Annotated in this window: 15 protein-coding genes and 1 pseudogene; 7 read left to right on the top strand and 9 right to left on the bottom strand. The window is 42.5% G+C overall.

All coding sequences use genetic code 11. The features are described 5' to 3' along the window. Positions 1-199: 199 nt before the first annotated feature. From M886_RS07795 to M886_RS18630, 3 genes and pseudogenes are all read right to left on the bottom strand, one after another. Positions 200-508, bottom strand: a complete 309-nt coding sequence (locus M886_RS07795) for a hypothetical protein (RefSeq protein WP_235203896.1) — start codon at positions 506-508, stop codon at positions 200-202. A 10-nt stretch (positions 509-518) separates the two neighbouring features. Then, positions 519-1615 (bottom strand): annotated as a pseudogene (locus M886_RS17725) (IS630 family transposase). Between the two features lie 35 nt (positions 1616-1650). Beyond that, entirely contained in the window at positions 1651-1812 is a 162-nt protein-coding gene (locus tag M886_RS18630) for a hypothetical protein (RefSeq protein WP_167333145.1), read from the bottom strand. Between the two features lie 441 nt (positions 1813-2253). Here M886_RS18630 and M886_RS07780 point away from each other — a divergent pair, with 441 nt between their 5' ends. Then, positions 2254-2997: an RNA ligase partner protein gene (locus M886_RS07780; protein ID WP_011034009.1), complete on the top strand. Its 744-nt coding sequence runs from the start codon at positions 2254-2256 to the stop codon at positions 2995-2997. Between the two features lie 276 nt (positions 2998-3273). After that, entirely contained in the window at positions 3274-4506 is a 1233-nt protein-coding gene (locus M886_RS07775) for a methionine adenosyltransferase (protein ID WP_011034008.1), read from the top strand. A 148-nt stretch (positions 4507-4654) separates the two neighbouring features. Here M886_RS07775 and M886_RS07770 read toward each other — a convergent pair whose 3' ends face one another. Further along, positions 4655-5524, bottom strand: a complete 870-nt coding sequence (locus M886_RS07770) for a geranylgeranylglycerol-phosphate geranylgeranyltransferase (RefSeq protein ID WP_048041916.1) — start codon at positions 5522-5524, stop codon at positions 4655-4657. Positions 5525-6036: 512 nt separating this feature from the next. On the opposite strand from M886_RS07770, the gene M886_RS17455 reads away from it, so the two are divergent. Then, positions 6037-7434, top strand: a complete 1398-nt coding sequence (locus M886_RS17455; RefSeq protein WP_053228873.1) for a PGF-pre-PGF domain-containing protein — start codon at positions 6037-6039, stop codon at positions 7432-7434. Between the two features lie 385 nt (positions 7435-7819). Here M886_RS17455 and nadA read toward each other — a convergent pair whose 3' ends face one another. The 3 genes from nadA to M886_RS07750 all read right to left on the bottom strand — a co-directional run bounded on the left by nadA (position 7820) and on the right by M886_RS07750 (position 10480). Further along, positions 7820-8734: a quinolinate synthase NadA gene (gene nadA, locus M886_RS07760; RefSeq protein WP_048036681.1), complete on the bottom strand. Its 915-nt coding sequence runs from the start codon at positions 8732-8734 to the stop codon at positions 7820-7822. Between the two features lie 550 nt (positions 8735-9284). Continuing rightward, positions 9285-10100: an aspartate dehydrogenase gene (locus M886_RS07755; RefSeq protein ID WP_080936913.1), complete on the bottom strand. Its 816-nt coding sequence runs from the start codon at positions 10098-10100 to the stop codon at positions 9285-9287. Positions 10101-10270: 170 nt separating this feature from the next. Then, complete coding sequence (locus M886_RS07750) at positions 10271-10480, bottom strand: hypothetical protein (protein ID WP_048050981.1); 210 nt, start codon at positions 10478-10480, stop codon at positions 10271-10273. Positions 10481-10706: 226 nt separating this feature from the next. Here M886_RS07750 and nadC point away from each other — a divergent pair, with 226 nt between their 5' ends. The 4 genes from nadC to M886_RS07730 all read left to right on the top strand — a co-directional run bounded on the left by nadC (position 10707) and on the right by M886_RS07730 (position 15224). Then, a complete protein-coding gene (nadC, locus tag M886_RS07745) occupies positions 10707-11540 on the top strand; it encodes a carboxylating nicotinate-nucleotide diphosphorylase (RefSeq protein ID WP_048050980.1) in 834 nt (277 codons plus the stop codon). A gap of 586 nt (positions 11541-12126) precedes the next feature. After that, on the top strand, positions 12127-13341 hold the full coding sequence (locus M886_RS07740) for an iron ABC transporter substrate-binding protein (RefSeq protein WP_048050979.1): 1215 nt from the start codon (positions 12127-12129) through the stop codon (positions 13339-13341). 18 nt (positions 13342-13359) lie between these two features. After that, positions 13360-14430, top strand: a complete 1071-nt coding sequence (locus M886_RS07735) for a FecCD family ABC transporter permease (RefSeq protein WP_048037225.1) — start codon at positions 13360-13362, stop codon at positions 14428-14430. Next, complete coding sequence (locus tag M886_RS07730; protein ID WP_048036687.1) at positions 14427-15224, top strand: ABC transporter ATP-binding protein; 798 nt, start codon at positions 14427-14429, stop codon at positions 15222-15224. Before M886_RS07735 ends, M886_RS07730 begins: the two co-directional genes overlap by 4 nt. A 249-nt stretch (positions 15225-15473) precedes the next feature. On the opposite strand, the gene M886_RS07725 is transcribed toward M886_RS07730, so the two are convergent. Both M886_RS07725 and M886_RS07720 read right to left on the bottom strand, forming a co-directional pair. Next, complete coding sequence (locus M886_RS07725; protein ID WP_011033998.1) at positions 15474-15932, bottom strand: 30S ribosomal protein S15; 459 nt, start codon at positions 15930-15932, stop codon at positions 15474-15476. A 286-nt stretch (positions 15933-16218) separates the two neighbouring features. Beyond that, on the bottom strand, positions 16219-17460 hold the full coding sequence (locus M886_RS07720; protein ID WP_048050978.1) for a hypothetical protein: 1242 nt from the start codon (positions 17458-17460) through the stop codon (positions 16219-16221). Positions 17461-17527 lie beyond the last annotated feature (67 nt).

Below are 17527 nucleotides of genomic sequence, written 5' to 3'. Positions count from 1 at the left end.
AATTTAAAGATGTATAATTCAAAATACATAGTTAAAAATATGTAATTTAAAAGAAAGATATAATTTAAAAGAGAAATAGAATTTAAAAATATCAAATAAAAAAGCAAAGAAACAAAAGATAACAGGCTGAGAAATTCAGCCATCAAAAAATTATGGGTAGAGCATAGTACTCTACCGCAGGCGTTATATCAAATATTTTTTAGACTTCTTTCTCTTCATCATATTCGGGGTTCATCGTTTCATCGAAACATGTGCGGCAGATATATTTATCTCCAATGCATGTCTCTTTGAAATCTACTTTCGGTCCGCCTGGTTTTGTTGTCGCTTCCCTGACCACATAGAATTTTTCATTAAATTCAATTGGCTGTCCGCACCTTGTGCATACAAAAGGTGGATTTTCAACCGAATCAATTGCACATTCAATGCATATCAGATCAAATTTATCTCCCTGAACGTCCTTAAATTTAATCGGTTTCATATCGAGACTGGTATCAACTACTAGTGTCATGACCATTTAATTATTTCACATAATACTTTGACATTTTCTCATCTGCATTCTTCCTTGTAAACTTCCATTCAATTTTCCTTTTGTGTTCATTCCTTCTCTTTGTCCATGAATCCACTTCATTTTTAAGCGTCTCGATGTCCCCGATCCTTCTTCCTGTACATTCGATATCCATGACATTGATCTCGATTTCAGCAGCATTGAGCCAGCTTGCATGTTTTGGCGTGTAATGGAACTCTATCTTGTCCAGAATCTTCTTTGCTTCCTCTTCTGAGAATGCTTCGTAGAATGACTTCTCTTTATGGATATTGAGATTATCCGTAACCAGTCTGATGACTTCTGCTTCAGAATATTCTTCTGTGACAAGAATCTTCATGAATTGTGCAAAATCCTTCATTGTTCTTCTTTTGGTTACCTGAGTTACCCTTTTTCCTGCTTTGAACTCTACCGCCATGAATATGTTTGCTGTTCCGTTTCTGACATACTCATAATCATATTTTTCTGAACTTCCAAGCTTCATAGGAATGCTCATTCTTTTATCCCTGAGCAGTTGCTTAGGCTTCTCGTCAAGACAGATAAGAGGTTTTTTAGGATCATAATCCTCTTCATACAGACTAAGAATGTCATACATCCTGTCTCTATATTCAGTATCGATAGTCTGAATACACCACATCCGTCTTAACCAAGGTTTAGTTTTGCTTTTTTCAAAATAAGCCTGACACTCTCTTTACCTATAGTTTCAAATCCTTCTTTTTTCCTAAGTTCTTCAGTAAGCAGGGAAAGAGACCATCTTTTGCTTCCATCAGGGGAACTGCTGCAGGCTAAAGCGATTACTTCTGCAACATGTTTTTCAGTGTATTTTATAGGTTGACCAGATCTCGATTTGTCAAAAAGAGCATTGGGGAGACCTTCATCAAGGTATCTTTTCCGTATATTCAAAGTGGTACTCCTGGAAATACCTAATATTTTCACGATTTCAGTGATTTCTGTTTGCTGGTTTGATAGAAGGAGAATACGGGCTCGAGTTAGTTCTCTTGCGCTTTTACGTCCTTTTCTCACAAAATCCTGAAGGAAATTTACTTCATTATCTGCAAGTTGAATCTGTAGCATGAAGGTATAAAAGTATTCAACGTTTATAATGATGACTAATAATTAAATGGTTGAGACACTAGCACATCTTCAAGCAGTTCTCGACCACAGATATTACAGTATTCTTTCATTGCGCTGCCTCCCTTCCTAAGAGGATTTCTCACAAAACCCTGTGCTGAGTCTACAAAGGTTTCCGAACTTTCTGCGTTTGCACTCATCAAATTCCCCATTCTTTGCCTGTTTTCCTTATATAGAGCCGATCCATTTCCTGGATTTCTACTCAGACTCAGTGCGCACCTATTATTCCGAATCCTTCACCCTGCCGGATAGTATGAGATTTCCGGGTTTCAGCAGAGAGAAGCTTTGCCCGAGACTGAGCAAAGTCAAAACGGCAAGAAACATAGTAAGTATTGTTACAATGTAAACCAGGAAATGCCTGAAGCGCTCAGACAAGAGTAATCCTATCTAAAAAATTCCGAAAATATGTTTCAAACCGCTTTTCAGCTCTGGTTTAAACTTCCCTATAGAATTATTCGCTTTAAAACTATATACAGTTATCCATTTAGATCAAATAAAGCGAATTAGCGTAAAACAAAGAATTTTATTGCCCCTTGATCAATATATAAGAAGGGTAAAAGATAATAAAAGGACTCGAAAAAATGCTTAAGCAGAGATTTGTGCTGGACACAACGGCACTGACGGATCTGCAGACCAGGGAGGTTATGGGTTATACATCCCTCTGTGAAGGGATGAAAACGATACTCGACCTTATAGCCGAAGCCCGCCTGCATTTCGGGATAAGCTGTTATGTCCCTTATCCATCGGTATACAAAGAGATGTACGAATTTGCAAGCCGTAACGGTTGCGACAGAGAGGTAGTTGCGAAGATAGATACCTGGCTCGTAAAAAAATCTCCTGACCGATATAGAGTGGATGTAACCTCACAGATTTTCCATGAATACGTCTCTTACATGAGAGAAAGGATTAACCGCGGGATGGGAGTTGCGGAAGATGCAATATGGGAAGCTGCAACCGAATGTCTCTTTATGGAAAATCCGCAAAATAAGAAAAAAGAGTACAGGGAAGAGGTTGAAAGAGAGGTTATAGGGGGAATAATCGGCAAATTCAGGAACAAGTACAGAGCAGCTCTGAGATACGGGATTCTTGACAGTGCTCCGGATATTGATGTCCTGATCCTTGCAAAAGAACTTGATGCTGCAGTCATAGCAAGTGACTATGGAATTGAAAAATGGGCAGAGCAGCTCGGAGTACGCTTCGTGCCTGCAAACACCTTCCCAATGATGATTAAAGAATACCTCAGGCACGGCCCGGAAGTTGTAAAAGAACAGGAGGACGAGGATAGAAAGAGAATTGATTATTCGGATGACGCGGACTTCATTTAACAGGCACTAAAAGGATTTGTCAGGCTCTGGTAATCAGGCATGAAGCCTGGCTGGGCAGCTGCTAGCCAGAGGTACGTTATTAACATGTTTGTCTTTATCTATCCTGCCCACCATGTATTATATTTGCAGAAGGAATCTCTGACCGCGTCACAGGGATATTTATTGATAAATAGGAGTTACAGGTCATTAACAAATATGGATGAACTATTTGGACCATATCCGTAACATCAAATCGGTATCTACTGCGCCCTTAAGGGCAATCTGGGGGGAAAGACTTTGAGAAATATTGTTATAGAAGAGTTGAAAGCTTCGGAAGTCTACCGGCAAAAGGTAGAGGTTGTTGAAAGAAAAGGGCTCGGGCACCCGGACTATATCTGCGATGCAATTATGGAACAGATTTCCGTAAACCTGAGCCAGAAATACCTTGAGACTTTCGGAACCATCCTGCACCACAACATAGACAAGGGTATGCTTGTTGCAGGGCAGGTAGAAGGAAAATTTCTGGGGGGAAGGGTTGTAAGCCCTATGAGGCTGATAATCGGAGACAGGGCAACCTTCGAATACGAAGGGACCGAGATCGATGTTTCCGGGCTTGCTGTTGACACGGCAAAAGAATGGTTCTCGGAAAAACTCCGTTTTGTGGACGCTGAAAGTGTCATTTACCAGGTTGAACTTAAAAAGGGATCTGCAGAACTTACTGACATCTTCAGCAGAGGTGGGAAGGTACTCGGGGCAAACGATACCTCTGCAGCGGTCGGATATGCGCCTCTGAGCTCAACGGAGAGGCTGGTGCTAGAGACCGAGCGCTACCTTAACTCAAGGGGGTTCAAGAAAGAATATCCGGAGTCGGGAGAAGATATAAAGGTCATGGGGCTCAGGCATAAAGAGAATGTTCACCTCACGGTTGCTGCTCCTTTTGTGGACATGTATGTTGAATCTGAAGATGACTATTTTAAAAAGAAGATAGAACTTCACGACAGGATAGAAGAGTTTACTGCCGGGTTTGCGGAAAAAGAAAGAACTGAGCCTGAAGCCTGCATATGTGCAAGACCCACGGCTTCCCTTAACACCCTTGACATGCCTGGAAGGGGGATGGAAGGAATTTACACAACAGTTACCGGAACTTCTGCAGAAGACGCAGACTGCGGAGAGGTGGGGCGTGGAAACCGCGTAAACGGGATAATTCCTTTAAACCGCCCTGTAAGCAGTGAGGCTGCAGCAGGGAAAAACCCCGTGAGCCACATAGGAAAGATCTATAATCTCCTCTCCCACAGGATAGCCGCAGAGATTTACAGGCAGGTGCCTGATGTCTCGGAGGTATATGTCTGGCTCCTGAGTGAGATCGGAACCCCTATTGACCAGCCCCAGATTGCAACTGCCCAGTTGATAATGAAAAAAGGTGCAGCGGATGACGTTGAAAAAGAGGCAGCAGAAGTTATAGAAAAAGAACTTGACGATATCCATTCCTTTTCAATGGAACTTGTAGCAGGGAAGAGACCTATCTGCTGAAAAAACCAGTAAAAATTTTTCTGTCAAATTTGACTGCTAAATAAAAGATGGAATAGTAAGAGGTAGAATAATAAGAGATCAAATCTTGACAGATTATTAAATTTATTGTAAGAGATCAAATCCTGACAGATTATTAAATTTATTCGGTTCATACCCCTGCAATGAACGCGATGAGGGCAAAAAACATGGCTATTTTAAACAGTTTAGAGGATTTAGTGGGGTTATTTCGGACGAGGAGCTGTATAATGGCTGCAAGAAATCCGAGGTCTGCCAGAGAGACAAGATAAATGTAACGCAGGCCAAGGACAGACATGAAATAAGGCAGAGGGCTTAAAATTACTGCAAGGAGCCCTGTAAGCACCGCAAGATAACCCGCTTTTTTTGCCCCGATCCTCAGGGGCAGGGTGTCTGCTCCTTCCAGACTGTCGCCTTCCATGTCCTCAATGTCCTTTACTATTTCACGGGCTGTAATGGCAAGAGCAGCAAGCAGGAAAAGTACGGAAAGGGCTTTAATTCCTCCTAATCCAAAAATTGAAGCCCCGAATAAAAAAACGGAGCCTGTAAGGTAGCCTATACTCAGGTTTCCTAAAAGGGGAGTGCCTTTAAGGGTTTTTGCATAGAGGATCAGTAGCAGGGAATTAAAAAGAGCAATTGACCCGCATATAGAATTTATGGAAAAAGCAATCAAAGTGCCAAGAGCAAACAGAAGGTAAGAAAAATAAAAAGCCTCTTTTGCTTTTACCCTCCCGGAAGGGATGGGTCTTTCAGGGCGGTTGATAGAGTCTATTTTGATGTCAAAGTAATCGTTAATCGCATTTCCTGCGCCCGAGACTAAAAATACCACCAGAAATACTAAGCCTGCATCAAGAAAAGGGAAAGCATCCTCAAAATTTGGAGTTGAAGTTCCGGAAATGAGGATATTAAACGCTATTAAAGTTCCTATTACTGCTGCAAAACCTGCCATCAGGCAGTTTTTGTACCTCATGAGCTCAAGATATGTTCGGATTCCGGCAGACATCAGAAGAAACAGCATTATAAAGTATTAAAATTTTGCCAAAAACGACGACGATTAAATCTTACATGCTGATTCATCCAGAGCTTCATGAAAGAAAAATACCCATGAGAGAAAAATACTCATGAGAGAAAAACACCGGTAAAATAAGATTTGAGCGTTTATATAAAAAAGCTCTGGCTGTGTGAGGAGGTCAGGATTTTTATCCGGTTGTCAGATGCAAAATTACATGAATACATCATCTGGAGTCTGTTTTTTTAAGAAAATCCGAAGCTATTATCTACCTGGAATAAAATTTCACTCTTATAGATCTCAGGTATTGAACAAACTTACTTAAGAAAGATTCTAAATTTTGTTCGTATGAATAATGTAATAAATTGTTAAGGACTTACGGTGTACAGTAGACATTTCTATTTATGGACGGCGGGCGGAGGCCAGTAAAAATGAAACCCCATTTTTTAAGTTGTTTAATTTATGTATTGTTGGTAATACTGATAATCCCTGGAATGACTCCCCAAATGGCATCTGCTGCAGATGATATTGGAGGAGACAGTGGAAGTTCGGATGCCGTGGACACAGGAGATTCAGACTCAGAAACTGAAAGTTCGGACTCAGATTCGGACTCTGGAGATTCAGAAAAATTTAACCTGAGAGATCTGGGTTCAAAATACTTTAGCTGGAGGAATTCGGACCCGGAAGATTCCTCCTCAGATGATGATGAGACATCAGAAGAAGATGAAAAATCTGGAGACGATGAACAATCCGGCAACGATGAAACATCCAGTGAAGATGAAACATCAGGTGGAGATGTACCATCAGATAACGGTGAGACATCCGGTGAAGATGATCAATCTGGAAATGATGAAACATCAGGTGGAGATATACCATCAGGTAACGATGAAACATCAGGTGAAGATGATCAATCTGGAAATGATGAAACATCAGGTGGAGATATACCATCCGGTGAAGATGACTCAACAGATGATAATCCAGCGGATGATGGTTCAGAAACAGATGACTCAGGAACAGGGAGCCCCAGTACTGACAATCCAGAAACAGAAAACAGCGAGGTAAGTGATACTTCCAGCTCTAATTCCGGCTCTGGTTCGAGTTCCAGTTCAGATTCCAGTTCTACCGCAAATCCAGGTGCAGGTTCAGATCCCGGTTCTACCGCAAATCCAGAATCCAGCCCAGATTCCGGTGATACTGCAAATCCGGATACCGGTTCCAGTTCCGGTTCAAGCCCAGATTCAGACTCCGGCTCCAGCGGCATGGGAAGCGGAATCTCTACCGAGCCTGCCACAAATATTGCTATAAAGGAGCTTGCTACCAGAAACGTGATGAGTGGTTATCATGTCAAATACGAATTCCCGCAAAATGTTACATGCATAACATATATCGAATACGATGCTGAAAGGACATTCAGGAAAACAACAACAGTTGTGGAAGTCCTTAGAGACAAATCCACTCTTGTCAAGGTACTTCCTCGTGGAGAAGTATATAAGCACGTAAATATCTGGGTAGGAGAAAACGCAGCAGGACTCCCGACTTCCCTTAAAAACGGACTCGTAGGGTTTAAAGTTGAGAAAAAATGGATGGAAAAGAATAATGTTAGTGAATCCTTTATAACCCTTCAATGGTATAATAGAGGCTGGGAACCTCTTGATACTATAAAAACAGGAGAGGACGAAAAATACGTCTATTTTGAATCGGAAACCCCTGGTTATTCCTTCTTTGCAATAACAGAGTATGAGGGAGAGGAAACTGAATTGCAGAAAACTTTGAGAAGCCTGGCAGGTTCAAAAAAGGACGGCACAGCCAGAGAACCTATGAAAGCAGCTAAAATGCTTCTGGCAATTGCTCTACCACTGTTTTTGGTTGTTGCAGGATACTGTGTGTTAAAGAAAAAAATATAAAAACCACTGTTAGCATGAAAACACTGTCAGCATGAAAGTATGTGAGGTCTTCCTGCCTCACTTATTTAATGTTATTTTTCCTGCAAACCGCAAAGAAATAAAAAGATATGGTTTTCTGAAATTCATCCTTTAACTGGAACTTATTTCTTCTTTTTTCCTTCAATAAATCAGGATAATAATTCCCCTAAAAAACTACATCCCATTTTTGGCTTAAAATGCAATCATTGTCTTAAAAAATCGTAAATTTTAATGGAGAGGACGTACAATCCTCCTCTGAAGACACATTATGAAATCTTGGATGAGTTATGCCCTAAGGAAAAAAGGATAAAAATCGCCTTCGCCAAAATAGACGCGGCAAAATGTAGCGAAAAAAAGATTCAAATAATTAATTTATTTTTACTGCAAGCATTCTATCAAGGGCTTCTTTTGCCCTGGCTCTAACATCTTCGGGAACAATTACTCTGTGCTGCATTTTTTCAAGGGAAGTCAGGACTTTTTCAAGGTTGACCATTTTCATGCTCGGGCAGCAGGCAAATTCAGAGACGCAGTAGTATGTTTTTTCAGGAACTGCTTTAAGAAGCCCATGAATAAGCCCGCACTCCGTACCTATTATAAACTCCTTTGCAGGCGATCTCTCTGCGTGTACGATCATGCCCCGCGTGCTTGCCACATGGTCTGCAAGTTCAAGGACATCAGGGCGGCACTCGGGATGAGCTATAAATTCAGCCAGAGGATGCTTTTCTTTCATTTTCAGGACATCTTCCCGAAGGATCTGGTGGTGTGTCGGGCAGTGCCCTTCCCAGGGAATGATTTTCTTGTCAGTCCGGGACGCGACATAAGCAGCCAGGTTCTTGTCAGGCACAAAGATGACCTCGTCTGCGTCCAGAGAGTTTACCACTTCCACAGCGTTGGCAGAGGTGCAGCATATATAGGATTCTGCCTTTATTGCAGCCGAGCTGTTCACATAAGAGACAACAGGGGCTTCAGGGTGTTTTTCTTTCAATCTTTTAAGACCCTCAACATTGACCATATCTGCCATCGGGCAGGTAGCATCAATTTCAGGCAACAAAACCGTTTTATTCGGGGAAAGGATTGCAGCGCTTTCCCCCATAAAATGGACGCCGCAGAAGATAATGACATCAGCGTCCTGGCGTACGGCTTCCTGGCTCAGGGCAAGGGAGTCACCGACAAAATCTGCAATGTCCTGGACTTCGGGGCGTGAATAATAATGAGAAAGAATTACTGCGTTTCGTTTTAACTTCAATTCATTGATCCTTTTTGTAAGGTCTGCTTGCTGCATGGGACCACCATAATATTAGAGTAATTAAACAGAGCTATTTTTTAGCAGAGAGGTTCTCAAGCTCAGGAAGCTCCGGTGATATTTGATTTACTGGCATTTTAATAGAGGGGGCATATCAAACGTAAAAAAGTGCAGTAAGGAAAAGATTTAATCCATAAAGCTTTTTTCGCGCATATAGCTGTCTCCTGGGATGTACCTGCTTAACTCTTCCGTCCTATATAATATTTGTGAACACAGCCAGTCTCCTATCCTGAAAAAATTATCCGGACCCGCGCCAGGGAAGAAAAAAGAGGAAAAACGAAAGGGAAAATCAAATTGAAATAACCCTGCGTGTCTTCTATAGTTTATGACTTCTATCTCTTGTTTATGACTTCGATCTCTTGTTTATGAACTCTATCTCTTGTTTATGAACTCTATCTCTTGTTTATGACTTCTATCTCTTGTTTATGAACTCTATCCCTTCCAATTCAAGGCTGTATTGGAGATAGGACCTGTACTGGAGATAAGACCAGAACCCAAATGTTCACCAGGAATGAAATATTAACGGGCTTCAGGTTCCTATCTGGACAGGATTAAGTATCTTTTTCAGGGTTGAGATCGCAGAAAGGGCTGCAAGATAACTTGTTTTAGGATTTTCCGGAGAAGGAAGGTTTTCTACCTTTGTACAGAATTTCCCAAACTCTCCTTGTACATTAATTTCATGAATGTTCCTCGAAAGGGATGGATCAGCTATAACTCTCACCATCGTCCTTTCAAAACCTATGCCTGCAAGGCTTATAGTGGCTGCAACGTTAACGTTTGCGGGGAAGGCTTTTACGGCTTCTGAGGCAGTCCCTTCAAAAAGAATGGTCTCTTTTTCGAGCTTCTCAAGTTCTATGCCATGTTCCACAACATAAGGGGCCCCCATAAGTCCGGAAGGAGGTTTCCTGGTTGTCAGGGTAACAGAAGAAATCCCGGCGGCATGCGCTGAATTAATACCATCGATTCCGACAACGGCACCCGAGGGGAAGTAAAGCTTGCAGTTATGCTTTTTTGCAAGCCCGAAAAGAGTTTCTCTCAATTCTTTATCTGCAAGAGCACCCACACTCAGCACCATTACACTGCATCCGGCTTTAAGGGCCTGAGGTACGATAAACCTGACAGCATTCTGAGAAGCGCTTTCAACAACAAGGTCTACACTGCTAATAAGTTCTTCAATCTTCATATATGCAGGCTTGCAGGCTTTCAGGGACTTTGCAAGACCAAAGGCTTTGCTTTCAGAAGAGTCACATAAGGCATATAGCTCAGCATCAATCTCTCCGCTGTCAATTGCTCTGCAAATCTGTCCGCCAATAAAACCGCAACCAATAATTCCTATTTTCAGTATTCCAGGCTCCTGAGAATAATCAATAAATCTTGATCTTTAGATTTTAGTGCCCGGCATTATAAGCTCCAGGCGGGGTACTGTATTCTTTTCCCTTTCTTAAAACCTTCTGTTAAGAGTATTTTTCTCAATAAAAAATGTTTTTACTATTTTCAATTTCGTTTCAAATACTTTCATGTAATTCCAACTTTAAGAACCTCAATTTTTGAATCAACTTTATACCTTAATGACAAAAACCTCCGCCTTCCGAAAACACTACCCTGGAAATAGGAAACTACCTTCAAAAAAACTCTCAAAGATTCCCCAAAGACTGAAGCAAGGGTTACCAGTGTCACAGCCTGAAAATCGAAAAATGCCTGTGAAATATATTTAACGTAAGCCATATTCCGCACTTAAAAACGTGGCTCATATCCTATAAACGGGATTATTAAGTATGGTTACGGGGAAAAACCTCACCCGTCAGGCATTTAAATTATGGTTCAAGCATTCGTTTTTCCATAATACAGATGTATATACTTCAAGAAAATAACCACTGAAAAGAGATAGAAAAACCCAAAACGCCCGCGCCTCTTATAAATGCAGGAGACATAAAATAGCGGGGTAAAAATTATGTTTATCAGAGAAATTGAAAGCTTCATAGAAGAAGACCTTGGGTACGATGACGTTTCATGCACTATTGTCCCGGACAGGCCTGCTGAAGCCATTATTTTTACGAAAGAAGACTGCACGGTTGCAGGGATAGATGAGGTAGTATCAATATTTTATTATTTTGGGATTCAGGCTGAAACTGATTTTGAAGATGGGGACCAGCTAAAGAAGGGAGACATAATTTTCAGGCTTAGGGGAGGAGCCGTTTCCATTCTAAGGGCAGAGCGAATCAGCCTCAACTTCCTGGGGCACCTCAGCGGAATTGCAACCCTGACAAGAAAATGCACGGATATTGCTAGAAAGCACTCTGAGACTGTGAGGGTCGCCTGCACAAGAAAGACCACACCGGGGATCAGGAAATTCGAAAAGCTGGCTGTTGCCGCAGGTGGGGGAGATACACACAGGTTTAACCTCTCGGATGCGGTCATGATAAAAGATAACCATGTGAAACTTATGGGGATAGAAGCCGCAATCAAAGAAGCCCGGAAAACCAGCTTTACACGGAAAATTGAGGTTGAAGTTGAATCTGCAGAAGATGCGGTCTTTGCTGCAAAGCTGGGAGCTGATATAATAATGCTTGACAATATGCAGCCTGATGAGGTTAAAGAAACTATTTCCATACTAAACGGAAAAGGGCTCAGGGAATCAGTTCTTATAGAAGCTTCAGGGGGGATTTCTCTGGAAAACCTGGAAGCTTATGCAAAAACAGGAGTGGATGTAATATCCATGGGCTTACTGATCCACAGATCAAGATGGATAGATGTCAGCCTGGAAATAGTCCGCCCTGAGAGCTAAACATATTCTGGAAATTGGAAACACAGGTTAACTCCAAGTAGAAATCAGACCGAAAAAACTACACAGGGCAAGAAAATTAAAAAAACAGCATATGGGTGTTAAAAATATGAGGTATAAATATTAAAAAATGAGCATTAAAAGATATATATGAATATTAAAAAAATAAGTGTTAAAAAATAATATATAAATGTGAAAAAATAAGTGTTAAAAAAACGAGGTACAAGTGTTAAAAAATGATATATGAGTATAATTTGAAGAATCACTACTTCTCTTTTTATTGAAGAGACCTTTCTGTTTAATAGTATTTAAAGGTCTTTTGCTCAGGTCTATTACACGTCTCCCCATGACCTCGTTTTTGACATACGTGAGCATGAATATTTCTTACTGCATACACATATATTTTCCAGAAAGAGCATTATGTTATTCACAAAGTATTGATGCTTATTCTTTTGATTACTACCAGTTAAAATAAGAATGCTAATAAGTCATACCATTTTTTATGAAATTAATGATCTATAATAATTAGCAGAAAAATTTAGTTAAATTTATGTAATACTCTTCCTTTAGTAAACTAGAGGAAAGTAACATGAAAACTATTTCCAGTGTTAAATTTAAAAAAATTATTTTTATAGGAATGCTCATCCTCACCCTTATCGCAAGCTCAGGGTGTACGGGTGAGTCCAGCCCTGCTGAAAACGCAGAACATGAAAACCCGGCTGAAGATGCTGGAACCGCAACAGGTACCGATGAATTAACGGAGTCTGCCGAAAAAACAGTAACTGATGGGTTCGGCAGGACCGTCACCATACCCGGAAACGTAGAAAGCGTGGTCTGCTCAGGGGCAGGCTCCCTGCGTTATCTTGTATATCTCCAGTCTCAGGATCTGGTGGTCGGTGTAGACAGCCTGGAAAAGCAGGAAGCTGAGATCGAAGGTCGTCCCTATGCCCTTGCAAACCCCCAGCTTAAAGACTACCCGCTTATTGGCGAGTTCAGGGGCAAAGATGATCCGGAGAAAGTCATTGATATCGGCCCCCAGCTGGTCCTGAAAGCCGGCACAACCGGTCAGGCACCGGCAGCAAACGCAGCTGAAGCAGACAGTCTACAGGAAAAAACCGGTGTCCCTGTGATCTCTTTCCCTTACGGCTCATTGAATAATGAGGAACGTAAAGCCGAAATGTACAGCTCACTCCAGATAATGGGTGAGGCAGTGGGCAAAGAGGAAAGAGCAGAAGAGGTAATTGCCTATATCGATGCTACCATGGAGGATCTGAAAAAGAGGACTGCAGACATTCCAGAGTCTGAAAGAAAGAATGTTTATGTCGGAGGGGTCAGCAGTGCAGGCGCCCATGGGATAATCTCCACAGAGCCGGCTTATGCTCCATTCCTCTGGGTGAATGCAAATAACGTTGCAGCCGGAATGGGTGCAGACCACGCTGACATTGCCAAAGAGGCTCTTGTCGACTGGGATCCGGAATACATCTTTATCGACACAGGCACTCTCCAGCTCGGGAACGAAGGAGCCATCGGAGAACTCAAGACTGACTCGTCTCTTACCGGACTTTCAGCCGTTAAAAACGGTAACGTTTACGGAGTAATTCCTTACAATTTCTACAGCACTAACTATGAATCAGTGCTTGCAAACGCTTACTTTGTAGGGAAGGTGCTCTATCCGGACCGTTTCGAGGATATCGACCCTGAAGCCAAAGCCGACGAAATATATACATTCTTCGTTGGAAAACCTGTGTTCTCTGACCTTAACGGACAGTACAAGGACACCGGCTTCAAGCAGATTCCGCTATAACACGGAGGGTACAAATAAGTGCATTTTGCCGACGGAGCAGTTCCAGAAGATTACCTCGTATATGTGCGAAGAAAATTCTTCTGGATTATGGGGGGGCTCCTGCTCCTATTTATTATGCTCATATACTCAATCTCTGTAGGAGCAGTAACAATACCTCCTTATGAGGTCCTGCAAACCCTGATGGGGCAGAGTGTCTCTACAAAATGGGACTCAATAATCTGGAATATACGCCTCCCTCAAGCCCTTGCTGCAATAGTTGCCGGAGCCGGGCTCTCAGTTGCGGGAGTCGTAATGCAATCTATCCTGCGCAATCCACTCGGGTCTCCTTTCACCCTTGGAATCTCCAATGCAGGAGCATTCGGAGCTGCAGTTTCGGTAATTATCCTTGGCACAGGAAAAATGCAATCAACCGCTGCAGACGCTGTCATAATTAACAACCCTTACATGACCACGATTGTGGCTTTTATTTTCTGTCTCCTCGCTACCGGGATAATCCTGCTTATCTCCCGGATACGGGCAGCTTCACCCGAAGTGATGGTGCTTGCAGGAGTGGCTCTTTCTTCCCTCTTTACCGCAGGAACGATGTTCCTTCAGTACTTTGCTGACGATACCCAGCTCGCAGCAGTTGTATTCTGGACCTTTGGCGATGTGGGAAGAGCAAACTGGCTGGAACTTAAGATTATGGCAGTTGTTGTCCTGCTTTCAACTCTGTTCTTTATGATTAACCGCTGGGACTACAATGCCATAGACGCAGGAGACGAGACCGCGAAAGGTCTTGGAGTCAACGTGGAAAGAGTCAGGATGGTAGGCATGATTGTTGCAGCGCTAGTATCTGCCGTTATTGTTTCTTTCCTCGGAGTAATCGGATTTGTAGGGCTGATCTGCCCTCACATGGTAAGGAGACTCATAGGGGATGACCAGAGGTATCTCATCCCGGGCTCAACTCTGCTTGGAGGAATTCTTCTCCTGGCATCTGACACGGCAGCCAGGATTATAATATCACCATATGTGCTTCCTGTTTCCATACTTACTGCTTTCATGGGAGCACCGACTTTCATTTACCTGCTTCTCAGGGGGTATAGACGATGATTCTATCTGTAGAAGAACTTCAGTTTTTGTATCGTAACCGTAAGATCCTGCATGAGATTGCCTTTACAATCGATGAAGGAGAAGTTGTAGCAATTCTGGGCCCCAACGGGGTTGGCAAGACTACCCTGTTGAAATGCCTTAACAGGATTCTGCACCCGAAAGGAGGAGCAGTCCATATAGATGGAGAAAACCTGTTCGACCTCGGGACTATGGAGATCGCACGCCTGATAGGTTATGTCCCCCAGCGTGTGGAAACAGGAAGGCTGACAGCTTTTGATGCGGTTCTTCTGGGACGCCGTCCCCACATAAGATGGGACGTGACAGAAAAAGACCTGAAGATTGTTGACTCGGTCTTCAAGCTTCTCTCAATGGAAAACCTGCGCCTTTCATATATCGATGAGATGAGCGGAGGAGAACTCCAGAAGGTGGCAATAGCGCGTTCCCTTGTTCAGGAACCGAAAGTCCTTCTCCTTGACGAGCCGACAAGCAGTCTCGATTTGAAAAACCAGGTAGAAATCCTTGCTACTATCAGGCAGATAGTTCTTGACCATAAGATTGCAGCTGTAATGACCATGCACGACCTCAACCAGGCTCTAAGGTATGCAGACCGTTTTATCCTCCTTAAAGGAGGAAAGGTCCACGCACTGGGAGGGGTGGAAGTGATCACTCCTCAGGTAATCGAAGAAGTATACGGCCTGCCCGTTATCATAGGGGAAATCTCAGGCATGAGATGCGTGGTTCCTGGAAGTCCGGCGTGGGACTGCAGCACGGACTGCGTTGCAGGTAAATTATAACGTAGTTATAAAAAACAGAATGAAGAAAACGGAACGATTGTGAGACAAATAAATTTGATCAAAAGTACGGGCATTATAAAAGTACGGGCATTATAAAAGTACGGGCATTATAAAAGTACGGACTTTATGATACCTCTATAAAGAAGCATAGAAGTATTAATTTTTTTTAAAAAAGAGTTAAAAGGATGTTTGCCTTTCCGGCAAACTCAATCCTTAAACTGAAAAGTCCCCTGAAGGGAAATTCCAGGCTTATCTGGTAATCATCATTTCTGCGGTTTCAGGCTTGTAGAACCAGTCCCTCGGAAGTACCTTTTCCTGCTTGTAGTATTTAACAAGCCTTCTGATTTTGGATTCGGTCAGGTTGAGGGCGCGCTTGTTGTGGACATCTTTCTTGTTAGTAGAAAGGTGTTTTCTCAGTCCCAGAGCCTTTACAATAAGGTTGGTAAGGTCTTCTGGAAGGTTAGGAGCAACATTGTTTTCCTTGAGAATTGTTGTGATCTTCTTGCCTGTGACGAGCTTGGCATCCGGGACACCGTAGCGGTCCCTCAGAATCATTCCAATTTCGGATGTGGAGACTCCCTGTTTCCAGAGGTCAAGAGTGATTGTGGTTACTTCGTCTGCTCCAATCTTGCACCACTCAGGCGGTTCAGTCCTGTTAGGCCTGGTGGAAGAGGATTTGCCTTTTCTTTTGGTATGCATTTTTGCCATAATATTTCTCCTGATATCAATTGATCGATGCCCGGAAAAAAATTCCTCGGGCTGAAGTTATATCTTTACCGATTATAACGGACCAACACATCGATCGGGAGATTTTAATCCGCCACAGCAAATTGCTGCGTGGCTTTTCAGGAATTCCTGTAAAAGCTTGAGTTTTTCGGTAAAAACATCACTAGAGAGCGCACCATATGATATATACTTTGTGTCGGAATTTCAGGATAAGACCACACAAGGCATTTAAATGGTTTAAGTTAGGCCACACATGCATTTTAAATGGTTAATATGGTTTCCAGAGATAGAGGACTATCCTCGCCCCTCCGGGATTGATCTGCCTGTAAATTGCATCTATCTGAGAATCCCTCAGAACCCGAGCCTCGGAGAGATCTTTGACCTCAGCTACAGCATAAACAGTTTCATTAATCTCACCTGAAAACTCAGCCTCCAGTTCTGTTCGAATATCTGCTCTTATATGATCTACAAGCAGGACCTCAAGTTGAGAAAGTTCTGCAGTAGATATATTTTCAGAAAAATTTTCGAAATTGGGTGCAAATCCTGTATTAAACAGATCATAAAGATAAGCGTTAAATTCTTCTTCTGTTGAGGAAGAGTTTTCTCCATCCGAATATTCAGAAACCCCGTAAAGCAGCGTCTCAAAAGACTCATCTGCTTCCTCTCCAAAAACCGATCCTGAATAATCCGAGGGGAAAAGAAGCTCAGCTGCTGTTTCAGCTCCTTCAAGGGCTGCAGCATCAAGAGAAGCATTAAAAGCCTGGAAAAGTGCTGCTGAAGCCTCTTCGTCAGAAACGTTAAGAGAAGCTTCAAGGACGGAATCGTTCACGCAGGCAAGAAGGGAATTCCTGGACGGTGCAGCCGCATAAAGAGGCATGGAAATTTTTGCACTCTGCCGTATGGCATCAACAGGAGGTTTTTCTCCGATTATAAGTTCACTTCCCATGGGCAAAGCTTCCTGAGGATACCAGTAAGCTTCAAACCGATATGAAAATCTCCCTGCTGCCTTTCTGTCCAGATAAGCAGTTATGATTTCGGAAGCCTTGTCGGAATAGCCTTCAGAAAGAGGATTGAGGGGGACAGAAGAGCCTTTTCCCTGCAGCCTGAGGGAAATAGCCAGATATTCGGCTGTAAGGTCGGCAAAAGTCCTGTGCTTCAGTTCCTTTCCGAAAAGGGTGTGAGCAGGGTCCGCTACAATTGAGTTTTTCGGGACTGAAACGTTAACTACCGAAAGAGGTGAGATCTCGTATTCAAAATCTTCAAGCTTGCAGGAAAGGAGAGACTCAAGCAGATAGGTATCCAGTTCTGAAGAAGTTACGTACGAAGCTGCAGCATACTGTTCATCAGCCTGCAAAGAGGGCATAAGGATAATACCGGAAAGTGAGATTAAAACAAGCAAAAAGAGGGCATCGAAAACTGTAGAATAAGCGGAAGACTCCCTGATATCTTCTGCATTTACTTTTGTACCATTGAATGTTTGTATCTTTCCAGAGTTATCAGTATTTTTCAAAGAGTTCGCCTCTTTCAATTATTTGACTATTTCTTTCCTGAATCGGATGTTTTTCAGGGAACTTCAA

The organism is Methanosarcina soligelidi, from assembly GCF_000744315.1.
In the GTDB taxonomy this organism is placed as follows: domain Archaea; phylum Halobacteriota; class Methanosarcinia; order Methanosarcinales; family Methanosarcinaceae; genus Methanosarcina; species Methanosarcina mazei.
Note: the sequence above shows the minus strand (reverse complement) of the source record. Positions and strands in the feature narration are given on the sequence as shown.